This window comes from Enterococcus mediterraneensis (assembly GCF_900604485.1).
Classification (GTDB): Bacteria; Bacillota; Bacilli; order Lactobacillales; family Enterococcaceae; genus Enterococcus_C; species Enterococcus_C mediterraneensis.
The window spans coordinates 1,758,270-1,772,430 of record NZ_UWOP01000001.1 but is presented as its reverse complement, the minus strand read 5'-3'; the positions used below and the strand labels follow the sequence as shown (position 1 = coordinate 1,772,430).

The 14,161-nt window shown below is 39.7% G+C and carries 10 protein-coding genes; all 10 read right to left on the bottom strand.

The window, feature by feature from the left end; all coding sequences use genetic code 11:
• Positions 1–3,294: a GH36-type glycosyl hydrolase domain-containing protein gene (locus tag EFB00_RS08655; RefSeq protein ID WP_122646429.1), complete on the bottom strand. Its 3,294-nt coding sequence runs from the start codon at positions 3,292–3,294 to the stop codon at positions 1–3.
• Between the two features lie 21 nt (positions 3,295–3,315).
• Complete coding sequence (locus EFB00_RS08650; protein WP_122646428.1) at positions 3,316–5,463, bottom strand: glycoside hydrolase family 3 N-terminal domain-containing protein; 2,148 nt, start codon at positions 5,461–5,463, stop codon at positions 3,316–3,318.
• A gap of 14 nt (positions 5,464–5,477) precedes the next feature.
• Complete coding sequence (locus tag EFB00_RS08645; protein WP_122646427.1) at positions 5,478–6,308, bottom strand: carbohydrate ABC transporter permease; 831 nt, start codon at positions 6,306–6,308, stop codon at positions 5,478–5,480.
• A gap of 14 nt (positions 6,309–6,322) precedes the next feature.
• Positions 6,323–7,213 carry a carbohydrate ABC transporter permease gene (locus EFB00_RS08640; protein WP_122646426.1) on the bottom strand — a complete coding sequence of 297 codons (891 nt, stop codon included), beginning with the start codon at positions 7,211–7,213 and terminating at the stop codon, positions 6,323–6,325.
• A gap of 70 nt (positions 7,214–7,283) precedes the next feature.
• Positions 7,284–8,528, bottom strand: coding sequence for a sugar ABC transporter substrate-binding protein (locus EFB00_RS08635; RefSeq protein ID WP_122646425.1), 1,245 nt, complete (start codon positions 8,526–8,528; stop codon positions 7,284–7,286).
• Between the two features lie 299 nt (positions 8,529–8,827).
• A complete protein-coding gene (locus EFB00_RS08630) occupies positions 8,828–10,141 on the bottom strand; it encodes an NCS2 family permease (protein WP_122646424.1) in 1,314 nt (437 codons plus the stop codon).
• Positions 10,142–10,465: 324 nt separating this feature from the next.
• Positions 10,466–11,668: a chloride channel protein gene (locus tag EFB00_RS08625; protein ID WP_122646423.1), complete on the bottom strand. Its 1,203-nt coding sequence runs from the start codon at positions 11,666–11,668 to the stop codon at positions 10,466–10,468.
• Positions 11,669–11,696: 28 nt separating this feature from the next.
• Complete coding sequence (locus EFB00_RS08620; protein ID WP_122646422.1) at positions 11,697–12,062, bottom strand: potassium channel family protein; 366 nt, start codon at positions 12,060–12,062, stop codon at positions 11,697–11,699.
• 110 nt (positions 12,063–12,172) lie between these two features.
• Entirely contained in the window at positions 12,173–13,312 is a 1,140-nt protein-coding gene (locus tag EFB00_RS08615; protein ID WP_122646421.1) for a PQQ-dependent sugar dehydrogenase, read from the bottom strand.
• A 166-nt stretch (positions 13,313–13,478) separates the two neighbouring features.
• Positions 13,479–14,072: a helix-turn-helix domain-containing protein gene (locus EFB00_RS08610; RefSeq protein WP_122646420.1), complete on the bottom strand. Its 594-nt coding sequence runs from the start codon at positions 14,070–14,072 to the stop codon at positions 13,479–13,481.
• Between the last annotated feature and the right edge of the window lie 89 nt (positions 14,073–14,161).

Below are 14,161 nucleotides of genomic sequence, written 5' to 3'. Positions count from 1 at the left end.
CTAATAAAAAACTTCTACTGTATTTGTTTCTTTCAACAAACGAATTGCATCATCTATTTTAACAACTAAACCGCCTTGTCGATAAGGGTTTTCTTCAATAGAATAAGCAACAGCCGTACCGTTGATTATTACCTTTTTCTCTGATTGGTCTCCGTGGAAAATAATCTTACTATCTTTTCCTAAGATACGATAATCCATAACTAAGCCATTCAGCTCTTCTGGCAGCACTGGGTCAAACGTCACATAGTCACTGGTTTCACGAATTCCTAAAACATTAGTCAGTAGCTGATTCATGTAGATTCCTGGTCCGCTAGAATAAATCCGCCAACCACCTTTTACACCAACACTTCCATCTTTGAGTTTATCAAAGTCTTTTTCTGCTTCATATCTGTTACTGAAGTCGCCGTCAGAACTGCTGAAATAAACATTCGATTGTCTGATTTCAGCGTTAGGCACTCGTTTACTGATTTGAATCGGATTAATAGTTTGAAGTGCTTTCCATGTTTCCTCGGTCTTACCGATTTTTGCCATTGCCTCAGTGAAACGGATATGGGCATGGACATATTGTAAACCAATCTCACGTCCAAAATTAGCCGCTTGCTCTGCTCGTTTAAAGTTGGTGCTGATACCCCCGTCATAATGTGCCGGGCGATTCATCAAACGAACACCATCTGGAAATTGCAGATGCTTTTTGATGATTGCTAGATGCTTCTCAACCTGTTCAGTCGTCAAAAGTTCTGCGATCATACTACGATTCATCGGCAAGAGTCTGTATTGGATTCCTGTCTTCATATCAGTCGGATGAATCATCAACTCAGGATGATCTTTCTCCTCCATATAAACAAATCCAGGAATGACATCGTTAGCTAAGATATATTTTTCAAAATCTCCTTTGATTCCCAACTTCAACTCAGTAAGATGTCCCGCAAATTCTTGTTCTTCATTTTTCAATACATGGCTAAGCTTATTGATAACCTGATAAGTCAGTGCCACTGTCCAGCTGCTTGCCATATGTTTTTTCAGCTTGTTATCGTAAGGTTGCAGCGTATCATCCCAGTCACCATCACCATAGCATGAAAGATAAGTATCTTCCAGAAAATTTTCTTCAATATATGTTATTTCCTTTTTCAAATGGTGGAGCAATGGATAAGTCGTTGGCGTTTTCTTGAAGGTTTTACGATCCGTATAAGGAATCTCTTCTTTCAAAAGATCGAAATCCCCTGTTTTTTCCAAATAGTCCGCTATGATTTTCATTGGCCAAACGATGACATCACCGTGACTTTCTTCTGCCTTTACTGTTTCATAGCGATCGAACATAAACCATTGCGGCCAATTACCATCATCGTTGAATTGATTTGCGTACACTTTTTTAATAATATCGCGAACAACATCTGGACGGTTGACGGCTAAAAAGAATTCCGTTGGTCCTTGGGAAACGTCTCGAGTCCCCCAAGCCGCACCACCATATTGCTCCAATCCATGCGGAGAAAGATAATGTACCAGCATATTGTGAGCGTACCAGCGAGCTAAAACATTAACACTTTCCACTTCCACAGCTTCATGTTTTAATTGAAAACCATTCAGTAAGTCATCGATGAATGCGGTAAAAAGCTGTTCCTGTTCTTGCTGATCAGTGTGTATTTCTTTGAAATCTGCTCCCGACAAGCTGCCTTGAATAGTCAACTGGAAGTTTGAAACAGGCGGAAGCAACAAGATTTGCAGTTCAGGTTCATCTGTATCAATGCCAAAAATGCGCTCATCAGTCAGCTGGTAATCCTGATCAACATTGAGATAATAGATCAATTCAGGATACTGTGTCTTGATGATGGAATTATCCGTACCAGTGACCGTTATCAATCGATTGCTTTTTTCCAATTGGGCTTTAGGAGTTTCTTCATCATTCATCAATACGTGATTGCTGACAGCGATGGTATATTTTTTATTTTCACTACTGAATACCGTTCGGACTTCTCTTCCGTCCGCAACAGTATAAGTCGTTATTTTTATCATATCATCTGGCAATTTATAATACCATGTCGCTTCATTCAATCCCATTTCAAATGCTGAAGGAAGTGTCAGCAAATGCCACGAATCTTCCTTCTTAAGATAGATTCGCTGACCAGAACGTTTGACTGTGTTCAGAGAGTTGCGACTGTTGCTCAGCAATTTGTTCATAGAAGTATTTCCTAAAACAACTTGCGAATTAAAAATCCCGTACATATATAGCGTCGTACTTAATGGCGGCTGATCCACTGACAGATCTGTTCCACTTAACAAAATATGTCCGTGAGCTCGTTCCATCTGGCTTTCTTTTTCCTGTAGGACGACATGGCGATAGTTATCTGAGAAAAAGGATAGCAGCTTCCCATCATGTCCTTTTTCCATCAACGTCCGTGACGGAAAAAGCTCTTCGATATCTTGATCCGTTAACGGTTCACCAGCAACTGTATCTCCAATTTTTTTAGAAAATGTTGCACCAGCACCTTTTAAATCTGAAAAAACAATGCTTTGGTAAGCTTCTTCAAGAATCTCACGCTCTAAAACCGGCGCTTTCACTGCTGTTTTCTGATTCTCTTTGGTACCGGCATAAAAAATGATTGATTCTTTTTTATCTTCAATCAGCTGGATTTTTTCTGATTGCAAAGCGACATAGGCAAATTCATATTGATAGACATTATTATCTAAATTCTCTTTATTGAGAGCTTGAGGTATATTAGTTTTTTTGTACTCTCTACCAAAAAATTGATAGCCATCTGTAGAAAATCCAACTGTTTTTGACAAACTTCCTTGCTCAACAACTGGAAATTTGCCGTTTTGCGGTTGATTTTGTCTTGATGTTATCACATATCCGCTGTCAGTCTTGCTGACTTTATGATCGATGTACTGCGAAACATAAGCTTCATTGGATTGGACAGTGCCTTTCAAGCCATTACCGATATCTTGTCCATAAATCACATCGACTGTTTTTTCACCACTCAATTCGACTGTCCAAAACCAGATGCCTAAAGCAGACAAAACAAAAGTCACTTGATACGCAACATCTTTAAAGCTGCCCTTCCAAACGATTCCCTCTTTTTGAAAATAGACAGTACTCTTACTATTTGATCCGATCAAAGGTGTGAAAAAAATTTCCTCACCATCAAAAATTCTTAAATAAATCTGATTAGAACTACCATCGATCAAGTTACCATTCAATTGATTGACCATATTATCATGAGCAATGATCTCATAAAGATCGCCAGTCGATAAAAAGGTCGCTTTCACTCCATTTTGGATAAACTGTTTCTTTTCCATTGGAAATTTCCCACCCTCTCTTTAATTCATAAGCTTGAAAACAGCTTTTTGCAAATCACGGCTGTTAGGTCCGACCATCACTTCAAATGATCCCGGATCACTTTGACGACGAAAATCTCTGTGTACGTATCGAAGCATAGCTTCCTCAATCGTAAAGCGGACCGTTTTTGACTCACCGGCTTTTAGATTGATCTGTTTGAATCCTTTTAATTCTTTCACAGGACGGATAACTTCCCCTACAAGATCTCGTACATATAACTGTACTGTTTCAGTACCTGAAATATCGGAGTGATTTGTCACAGTGACGGAAACCGTAAGAAAATCGTCAGGAGTCAATGTATCTTTATCTAACTCCAACGCGCCATAATGAAAATCACTATAGCTTAATCCAAAGCCGAAAGGATATTTCGCATAGTTCGACACATCCAAATATTTTGAGACATATTTTTCATCGTTTGTCGTTTCAAGCGGACGGCCAGTACTGTCGCAATTATAATAAATCGGTACTTGTCCGACACTTTCAGGAAATGACATACTTAAACGACCGCTAGGGTTGTATTCTCCCCAAAGAATCGCAGCCAGTGCATTGCCTGCTTCAGTCCCAGGAAACCATGCTTCTATAATGGCTTTAGCATCATCGATTCCTCGCAAATCAAGAGGTCTTCCGCTATAAATAGTAACAACGATTTGATCATTTACTGTTTTGATTTTTTTGAACAACTCGATTTGAGCCGATGGTAATGTAATATCACTGCGGCTGGCTGCTTCTCCACTCATCCATTCTGTTTCTCCTAATGCCAAGACGACTTTGTCAGCTTGTTGCGCAAGAAGAATCGCCTCATCTACCGCTGAATCACTAGGATGGAAATAATCGAAGGACTCTGATCCATATAACAAATTATCTCCTTGTTTTTTTGCCCCAGTAACTAATGAGATTGCATCAGCCATTTTTCCTTGCCAAGACCATGCACCTAAAACATCCTGAGAAGCAGCTGCCGGACCGATAATTGCTATTTTTTCTTCTTTCTTCAAAGGTAAGATCGCTTCATTTTTCAATAGCACGATTGATTTCTTTGCTATTTCGCAAGCTTGTTTTCGATGCTCTTCTGATAAAATGACCGCTTCTTTTTCTTCACTTGCTCCGCGATGAGGGTGTTCAAACAATCCCAGTTCATTTTTCAGTTCAAGAATCCGTAATACAGCTTCATCTAGCAATCGCTCGTCAATACTGTTTTCTTTGATCAGTTCCGCTAAAAAATGAGAATAGCAAGTAGTCATCATTTCGATGTCAACGCCGGCTTCGATTGCTAATTTAGCGGCGGCCTTTTCATCTTCCGCAACACCGTGAGGAATCAATTCTTTGACCGCTCCCCAGTCCGAAATAACCACTCCGTCAAAGCCGAATTCCTTTCGCAAGATATCACGAAACAGCTTTTTATTTCCCGTTGCCGGTATACCATCTACTGTATTGAAGGAAGTCATCACTAACTTCGCTCCAGCCTCCAACGCGGCTTGATAGCTTGGCAAATAACTTTCCCTTAATGTTCTTTCTGACATATCCACTGTATTGTAATCGCGACCAGCCAAAGCAGCACCATAAGCGGCAAAGTGCTTCACACAAGCGGCGACTCTAAAAAAGTCATTTTTCAAATCCGTTCCTTGATAGCCTTTAACAAAAGCTTCTGCAAAACGGCTGTTCAAGTAAGGGTCTTCCCCAGTCGATTCCATGACTCTTCCCCAACGAGGATCTCTGACAAGATCGACCATCGGTGAAAAAGTAACATGTACTCCTGATACAGCAGCTTCTTTCGCTGAGATCTCGGCCATTTTTTCAGCTGCTTCCAAGTCCCAGCTGCTTCCTAGTGCTAATGGAATCGGAAAAATCGTTTGAAAGCCATGAACGATATCAGCCATCATTAAAGTTGGGATGCCTAACCGATTTTTTTCCAGATATTCTTTCTGAACTTGGATCGCTTCTTTGGCACCGGCAAGACCAAGGATCGAACCAGCGTTTTGGATATTTTCATCGGTCAATCCCAGTTCGCTGATTGGTCCTGTCTGCTCCTCTGCCGCTTTTGTATAAAAATCAGCCGACAGTTGGAGTAATTGATCAACTTTTTCTTCTAATGTCATCTGTTCTATCAGCTGACTCAAATTTTCTTGCTTCATTTTTTCTGACTCCTTTATTTGTGTCCAGATACGTTATATCCTTCTAAAATATATTTTTGTAAGAAAACGAAAATGACGATAATTGGTACCACCATAAATGTCGAGCCGGCCATTTGTAAGGAATAATTATTGGCATATTGTCCTTTCAACAACTGGAGACCTACCGATAACGTGTAGTATTTTTCGTCATTCGCCATGATCAATGGCCATAGGAATGAATTCCATCCGCCGATAAACGTCGTGATTCCTTGCACAGCTAATACTGGTTTTGAGATTGGTAAAATGATTCGAGAAAAAATATACCATTCGCTTGCTCCATCTAAGCGAGCCGCCTCCAGCAATTCGTTTGAAACAGTTGACATGAATTGACGGAATAAAAATATTCCGTATGCTCCCACTAAACCCGGTAAAATAATCCCGGCCATCGTATTGGTGAGCTTCATAGAGTTCATGATCAAATACACTGGAATCATGGTCACTTGACCTGGGATCATCATGGTAGCTAACACTAAGTAAAATAGTGGTTCCCGCCCTTTAAATTTATATTTGGCAAAACCAAATCCTGCCATCGCATTGAAAAACATTCCCAGAAAAGAAAATGCTACGACGATCAGTGTATTTTTCAAATATACGGTGAAATCGAATGCGCTAAATAATTCTTTGAAATTATCCCATGTTGCTTGTTCGGGAAAAATCTTCGGTGGAAATTGCATGATTTCCATATCCGTTTTAAACGCTGACAAAATCATCCAAACGAATGGGAGTACCCACAAGACTGCACCAAACGCTAAAGCAATTCCTAATGCGATCTTTATATTTCGGTTGCCTTGTAATTCTTTATTCATAATAGGAGCACCTCTTATAGTTGATTTTCATTGTTTTTTTTCTGCATCCTAAATTGCAATAATGTCACAATAATAATTGCAGCAAAAAGAATAAATGATCCGGCAGCTGCATAACCAAACTTGCTGAATTGGAACCCGTTGCGATAAATAAACAATGCAACAGAAGTTGTGCTGTCTAGTGGACCACCGTTTGTCATTACGAAAGGTTCTTCAAAAAATTGCAACCAACCGATAAGCGTGGTCACTGTAACAAAGAAGGTTGAGAATCGTAATGACGGGATAGTGATATATAGTACCTGTTGCAGTTTCGTCGCTCCGTCTAAAGAGGCTGCTTCATAATATTCTTTAGGGATTCCTTGCAGTGCAGCTAAAAAGATCAGCATATTTGCTCCAACTGCCCGCCATACTCCTAAAATGATCAATGAAACTTTTGCCATTACCGGATTTGTTAACCACGGAACTGCTGAAATATGAAACAAAGAAAGAATATAATTTAAGAAACCGAAACTCGGATTATACAAGTAACTGAATACCACAGCTACAGCGACAACGTTCGTGATTGCCGGTGTATAAAAAATCATCCGAAAAATCGAGAATATTTTATTTTTTCCAAAGTTGATCATCAGCGCTAAACCTAAGGATAAAACGATTACCACTGGGACTCCGATTACCACATAAAATATTGTATTTTTAATACTCTTCAAAAAAATAGGGTCTGTAAGGATGTCTTTATAGTTATCAAAAGAAATAAACTTTATTTGTGACCAGTCGGCGAGTCCTACAAGACTCATATCAGTAAAACTAATAAAAAAGGCGACAAAAATCGGTATAATTGAAAAAAGTAATAATAGTATCAACGCAGGTGAAATAAAAAAATAGGGGGCTTTTGTAGCTTTTTTCTTCAATTTTGATACTCCCTTTCTTGATTAAAAGGTGAAAGAGACTACCTTTAAAGATAATCTCTTTCCCAAGTAGTTATTTATTTAACAGTTTCTCTGTCTCCTGATTCAACGCATCCATTTCAGATTGAACGTCATTTCCACCTAGATAGATTTGTTCAAAATGTTTTAAATAATTTTGAGCAATCTCTTCGAATTCTGGGATCAGCGGCATAGGTTCAGAGTTATTAAGTTGTTCATTGAAGACACTATAAATAGGATCGTCTTTCAATTTTTTGTCTTCCCAAGCTTTTGTCGCAGTTGGAAGAGCATCAGTCAACTCCATCCATTCCAATTGATTTTCTGGTTGTGCCATAAAGTTAATAAATTTAGCTGCATTATCTTTTTGTTTGGAGAACTCAAAAACAGTCAAATTAGAACCGCCCATAGAAGAGATGTTGTTTTCTTTGGCAGGCAATGTCGCAATCGCCCATTTGCCTTCTACATCAGGAACAGTATCTTTAATTGTTTTAGCCATCCATGGTCCGCTAATAAACATTGGCACCATCGCGTCATCACCAGAAAACGTTTGGGAAACATCCAATCCTAGGTCTTCTTTTGGTGCATAGCCTTTTTGGATGAAATTATTCAAGTATTCTACAGCTCCTGTAAATGGCGCTTCATTGAATAGTGGTTTATTGCCGTCAAAAAGCTTGGAACCATTTTGTCGGGCAAACATAAAACCTAATGATTGTTCTTTTGAATCAATCGTGATACCGTATTTATCCTTGCCGCGTTCTGATAGTTTTTTCGCAGCATCTTCTAATTCATCCCATGTTTTTGGTGCTTCTTTATAGCCAACTGATTCTAGAATATCTGTTCGGTAAAATAGTACGCGTGTTTCAGCTGCCCACGGAATTCCGTATGATTTTCCATCAAACTGAGTCGTCTCAACTGATCCATGGTAAAAATTATCTGGTTTTAAACTGTCATATTTTTCAATATATTTTGTCATGTCAGCTAAAGCACCAGCTTTTTGGAACTCTGCCATCCAAGTTGTTCCCATTTGTAAAACATCTGGTCCACTTTTTGAAGCGACCGCTGTCAATAATTTGTCATGTGCATTCGCCCATGGAATCGACTGGATTTTCACCTCGATACCTGTTTCATCTGTGAATTTATCTGTCATTTTTGATAATTGCTTAACTTCTTCACCCATTCCCCAGATATTTAACACATCACTTTTTTCTTCACTATCCCCACCTGAGCCACATGCCGCTAAAGTTCCAAGCGATAAAACTGATGTCAAACCAAGTAACAAGATCTTTTTCGATAGTTTCATAGTTGAAGCCTCCCAATATTTTTAGTGAAACGTTTCTACAAAAAGGAGTATACAACCACATCGATAATAAAGCAAGCGTTTTCTAGTTTTTTTAGTTGCTATTTTTGTTCTATTTCTTTTATTAAAAAGCATTTTTTCTAAAAAAATATTATTCTACCAACTATTTATAAAATGATTTTCATTATATAAATAAAAACGTTTCACCATTTTAGTTTTTTGTACTAAAAAACTTCAAAAAAAGTCTTCAAGTTCTCTATTTCCAAAACTTGAAGACTTTTTTTATTCAAATTTCCTAGTTACTATCCAACATTCAATATCCACATAAATCCTATAAAGACAAAGAACAATACATACATGATCGGTGAAACTTCTTTTCCTCTTTTAGCTGCGATCATTGTGATTGGATAAAAGATGAACCCTAGTGCGATCCCATCAGAGATACTATATGTCAACGGCATACCCAACAAAATGAGAAATGAAGGAATCGCGATCTCCATTTCATGCCATTTGATTTGACGCAATGATTGAGCCATTAGAACACCGACAATAATCAATGCTGGTGCAGTGACTTGAGAAGTGACAACCGATAGCAATGGTGAGAAGAATAAACCGAAAATGAAGAAGATTCCTGTCGTTACAGCAGTTAATCCAGTCCGACCGCCTACTGCAATACCGGCTGATGATTCTACATACGCACCAACTGGTGAAGTCCCCAATAGAGAACCTGCCAACATAGCAGTTGAATCAGAAGCCAACGCTTTGCCGACTCTCGGCATTTTATTATCTTTCATAAACCCAGCTTGATTAGCAAGTCCCACCAATGTCCCGGCAGTGTCAAAGAAAGTCACCAACAAGAAAGTCAGAACGACTACCCACATTTGCAGAGAATTGATATCACTGACATGTTTGATTGCGACTAAGAAAGTCGGTGCTAAACTTGGCGCACCGGAAACGATCTTTTCAGGCATCGCGATCAATCCAGTTACTAAACCTAAAACGGTAGTAGCAACCATTCCAATGAAAATCCCACCAGGTATACGACGAACCATTAAAATCGCAGTAATCACCAAACCAAAAATCGTTAACCATGTTGTTCCCGTGCTTAGTGAACCCAGACCAACCAATGTCGAATCATTCGCAACAATAATACCGCCTTCGCTCAATCCCAAAAACGCGATAAACAAACCGATCCCGCCAGAAATCGCATATTTCAAATCCGTAGGTATCGCATCAATGATCATTTCCCGTAATTTGAAAATTGTAATCAAGATAAAGATCAATGAAGCTACAAAAACACCGGCTAGGGCTGTTTCCCATGGAACTCCCATGCCCACACAGACAGAATATGCAAAAAAGGCATTGATTCCTAACGCTGGTGCTGTCGCAATAGGATAGCGAGCTAAGACCCCCATCAAAATACAACCAAGCGCGCTAGCCAACGCAGTCGCTGTAAAAACAGCACCTTCATCCATTCCAGAAGCGCCTAATACTGTAGGATTAACAAATAATATATATGCCATAGAAATAAATGTCGTAAAACCTGCCAAAATTTCCCGCTTGACTGTCGAATGCCACTTTTCTATTTCGAAGTAAGAAATAATTTTTTCTTTCATCAAATAACCTCCTAAATAAAACCTTTTCGTTTAATGTTCGTAAAAAAGTTTCATTTTTCATTTAAACAACGTGTTTAATCATATAATAAACTTTACGATAAGTAAATATCAAATTAAATGCCAGTAAAACACGAACATTAAATATTAAACTTAACTGAAAGCATCTTGTAAAGTCATAGCGAAATCTATAATCAACGATATACTCTAAAAAAATCTAACCTATCTTTCCCTCAAAAAATCTTTCCCTCAAAAAGATTCTACTAAAAAAGTTTCTATCTTTTTCCATAAAAATGACTGTTCCTTTACGTATAGAAACAGCCAGTATCATAAAATTCTGCTTTTCAATTTCTTAGCTGCTATACAACTCATCAGGATTGCTGGAAAAAATGGGACAGGAAAAAGAAACAGTAGGATCGCGGCGGTTACATAAGGCTGGTCCAGAATGATCGTTACACTTGCGGCGACAACGAGACCCACGATCAATCCCGGCATAAAAGGAAAAGTATTGGCTAGCGCAAAACCGATCGCTGTATTTGAAAAAATCGCCGGAAAAATCGTTCCACCCTTCCAGCCGAATGAAAAACAAATAACCGTCAGTAACGCTTTTCCGATTCCTAGTAATAAGAGTTCATTCACGGACTGGTCCAACGCGATTTCAGAAAATCCTATCAGCTGATGTTCCCCGGAAAATAAGAAATACGGCGACAACAAGCTGAAGCCTCCTATAAATAATCCTCCAATAATCCCTAACAAAATCGGCCGAGAAATTTTCTTAGCGATTTTTCCAGCAGCTCTTTCCAAAAAAAGAAAGAGCAAACCAAAAAAAATCCCTACTGCCACTGCTGGTAAAACCAGCCAGAGAGCTTTGCTGTCCCACGTGATTTCTGGAAAATGAAGTGCAAAGACCACTTCTCGCGGAAAGAAATGATTCAGTCCATTGAATCCTGCGATCCCCCAAAGAGCGGTTGTCCCGTACAAAAAAATTTTGATCCATCTGCTTTTAAATCTCAGACTTTCCCGATGCTCTTCAAACTCCATACCGATCCCGGCAAAAGGCGCATAAAAAATCGTCGCCAACATCGCTCCTAATCCTAATTCCAGCAATTCGCTTTTTTTCTTAATCGTCAGTTTCAATTGATCTCCGAGCCAGCTGATCAATCCCCCTAAAATTCCTGCCAAAGCGGCTTCCGGTCCGATACTTGCGCCAAATGATAAGACCACTACCGCTGCAAAAAAGGTTTTTCCTATTTGTCTTTTATAGTTTACTGCTCCGGTTTCTTTAAACTCTTTCAGTGTGTCATGGAGTGTTGGCGGATAATCTCCCAAATATTTCTGAATAAGTCCGACACAGATTCCACCAATCAAACCTATAATCAGCGGATAGGCAGGAAAATCAAGAATCGCCGGGATCTCCGTCCAGATCAATCGAATAAAAAAATCCGTCAATAGTAAGAATGCCGCTGCAATGACTCCTACGAGAAATCCTAAGACACTGCTGTAAAACCAAAAAACAAAATCAAACCTCATCCCCTCACCTCGCTGATCAAGTTCAGAATCATTCTTTTTTCACCGATTCTTTTACTGAATTTTCTCTTTTCTGCCGATGATACTCCGCAAAAGCCCGATTACAGTTTGCGATCATTGCGCCAAGGAGCCCTACACCCAAAAACACATATAAAATAGAAAAAAGCTTGCCAAGAGTCGTCACTGGATATAAATCACCGTACCCGATCGTTGCCAAGGTCACCACTGAAAAATAAAGGGCATCTAAATAACTCATGCCTTCGATATTATGATAAAAAACCGTCCCCAATGCCAGCAGAAAACAGACAGCAATCATCAGCGCTTTTTGCTCTTCTTGTTTGAAAAGGATCTTGATGATATGCCCCATGTTTCGCAGCAATATAATAAAAGAAATCATGTTAACTCCTCCTTTTCTCGCCTCATTGCCGTCGTTTTCCCTGTCACTTCTTTTATCAATTCTTCTCTTATTTTTTCTACGAAATATTACGACACAGATCCACTAAAGATTTACTGCTCCTCAACCACTGACAACGGAACCTTCACCAAACGATCATCTTCATCGCTAGGCTCGCCCCGACCATCAGTATTATTCGTGATAAAATAAAGATCCTCTCCATCAATATAAACATCTCGGATCCGGCCAAAATCAGTGAATAATTCGGTTGTTTCTTTACTTTCGGTATCTATCGCTAGCAACGCCGTACCCCGCAAAGCAGCGACATAAAGTTTGCCCTCATGGTAGGCGATCCCTGATGGTGCCCACGTTTTTTCACTGCCTGTGGTGATCCATGGTGCTTCCATGCCTTCTGCGGTATTTTCTCCTTCGATGGTTGGCCAGCCATAATTTTTTCCTGCTTCGATCTTGTTGATCTCATCATTTTGGCTGTTCCCGTGTTCACTGGCATATAAAATATCATCTGCTCCCCACGTCAGCCCTTGGGAATTGCGATGACCATAACTGTAAACGTAAGAATCATCAAAAGGGTTGTCATCCGGAATCGATCCGTCCAGATTCAATCGCAAGATTTTTCCCGCCAGCAAATCTCTGTCTTGGGCTGTCTCTGGTGAGGTGGCATCTCCGGTCGTAGCATATAATTTATCATCTGGACCGATCGCCAAACGACCGCCGTGATGGACACTTCCACTCGGTATTTCATCCAACAAGGTTTCGCTTTCCTGCCATTCATTTCCTTGCAGGTGCAGCCGAATAATGCGATTGAACCGCCCATCATCAGCTTCATAGGTGTAATAAGCGTAGGCTTCCTGTGTATCAGAAAAATCCGGTGCTAGAACAAAACCAAGAAAACCCGCTTCTGAAACAGAGGAAAGTTCCTCTTCCAAAGCGACTTCCTGCTCCTCTGACCGTCCATCTTCGATTTTCAAAACCTTGCCTTCACGGCTGGACAAATAAAAAATATCTCCGTCTTTTTGAATGGACCATGGAACTGACAAGTGATCGGCGACGATCTCCGGTTCACTGGAGACTTGTTCACTGCTTGTTTGAGTTTCACTGCTTTCGACTTGACTGTTTTGCATTTGATCAGTTTCTGAAGTTTCTCCGGTACCACGGTCATTTGGCGTATTTTCCGGCGTACAGCTGCTGAGCAACAAGAGACATAACGCGCCGAACAACCAAATCTGCTTCATGAGTCTCCTCCTTTTAAATAAATCCCTTACAAAACGTCCATCCTTGTTCGTATTTCTTATCTCTACGATACCATTTCACTAAAAGCTCTGTAAAAGAATATGGATGCGAAACAATTCATAAAAAAAGCGTCGCTTGACGAATCATCAAGACAACGCTTTTATTTTTTTACAATTTTTGAATACTATCGGCGCTTTCATACCATAACTCTTCTGGGGTATAAATGTCCTTACCATTTAAAATGACTGTACCGTCCGATTTGATCTCCGTTTCTGTTCCCACCCATACATTGCGAGAAAGCAGCAGCAGATTTGCTCGTTTTCCTTTACCGTTGCTGAGAGAAAGTGCATCGGTCAGATCCTTGACGTAATGAGTTTTCAAAAACTTAGTAGTGCCATTATCAAATTCGATGTGGTTGATATTTGCGATGTTCGTCACTTTGACCGCTTTAGGCAATGTGTTGTCAGCAGATTTAACCGCCTTCTGTTTATTTGTCGTCACTGTTTCTTTGTTCATCTTTCCTCTTCCCTTCTTAGAAAAAAGAGCCTCAAAAAAGGAACGCTTCTCAGTCCCAAGGATCTCATCTGTCGATACTTGAAAATACTGACTGATTTTCACCAATGTATCAAGATCTGGATAACTCTTGTTCAATTCCCATTTCGATATCGTCTGGGGCGTCACATTCAAATGATTGGCTAAATCTTTTTGCGACATCTTTTTCGCTGCTCTTAATTCCTTTAGTTTACTGCCAATTTCTACCATCAGCATACCCTCCCATATATTAAAACGGCAAACAGCCTTCTGTTGAATCGGGAAAAATACTCCTCAACTGTACGTTGAATCGTTGAAAA